The organism is Novosphingobium profundi, from assembly GCF_018491765.1.
GTDB lineage: Bacteria > Pseudomonadota > Alphaproteobacteria > Sphingomonadales > Sphingomonadaceae > Novosphingobium > Novosphingobium profundi.
Genome location: NZ_JABWCU010000082.1, coordinates 1 through 600, shown reverse-complemented (window position 1 = coordinate 600; position 600 = coordinate 1). Strand labels below are relative to the sequence as shown.

Annotated in this window: 1 protein-coding gene; it reads left to right on the top strand. The window is 52.2% G+C overall.

Annotated elements, in window-relative coordinates:
* Positions 1–117 precede the first annotated feature (117 nt).
* Complete coding sequence (locus HT136_RS26110) at positions 118–579, top strand: hypothetical protein (RefSeq protein WP_214202662.1); 462 nt, start codon at positions 118–120, stop codon at positions 577–579.
* Positions 580–600: the final 21 nt, after the last annotated feature.

The window sequence follows — 600 nt, the reverse complement described above, 5'->3', positions numbered from 1 at the left end:
CCCCCCCAAAAAAACCGTCGAAGAAATTGGCCCAAGACCGGTCCAGCAGCATACGCCGATAAAGAAGCCGCCGGTTTGTTTTGCGAAGTGCGGTCATTGGTGTGATATGCTTCGGATATGAGCACAAATCGGCTGCCCCTTAAGGCATTAGCTTTCGGATTTTTGGCATTTGGCAGTATTGCGAGTGCTGGCCCTGCGGATGGATGTCTAAGTGGCCTTGGCGATGCTTTGATCTCAGGTGGCTTTACCGGTTCGGTCGATTGCCGTCATGACCAACTCTCCATTCAGGAAGTCGGTAAAGTGCCTGCGCAACGGAGCACTTTCACCGTTTATTCCTACCGTTATAGGCTGGCGCCTGCTTGCGCAGATTGCGCGATCCACGGCGGCCAACGAATCATCATCATGGATGGCGGTCGATACATCGGGCAATACAAAGCGGATTTCGTAACACCTTCAATCGAGCATGGTAACTTGGTGATGAAAGCCACCGGAGAAGCGCCTGTGACAATCGCGTTTAGGCGGAACGGCCCACCAGATGAAATTCTAGTTGATGGAGAAGTGCTTCGCATCTTCAAGTAGACGTTCGCTCACCTCGAAAAA

Bases quoted from the DNA above. Each gene is read 5' to 3' on its own strand.
- HT136_RS26110 (WP_214202662.1), top strand. From the start codon at position 118: ATGAGCACAAATCGGCTGCCCCTTAAGGCATTAGCTTTCGGATTTTTG.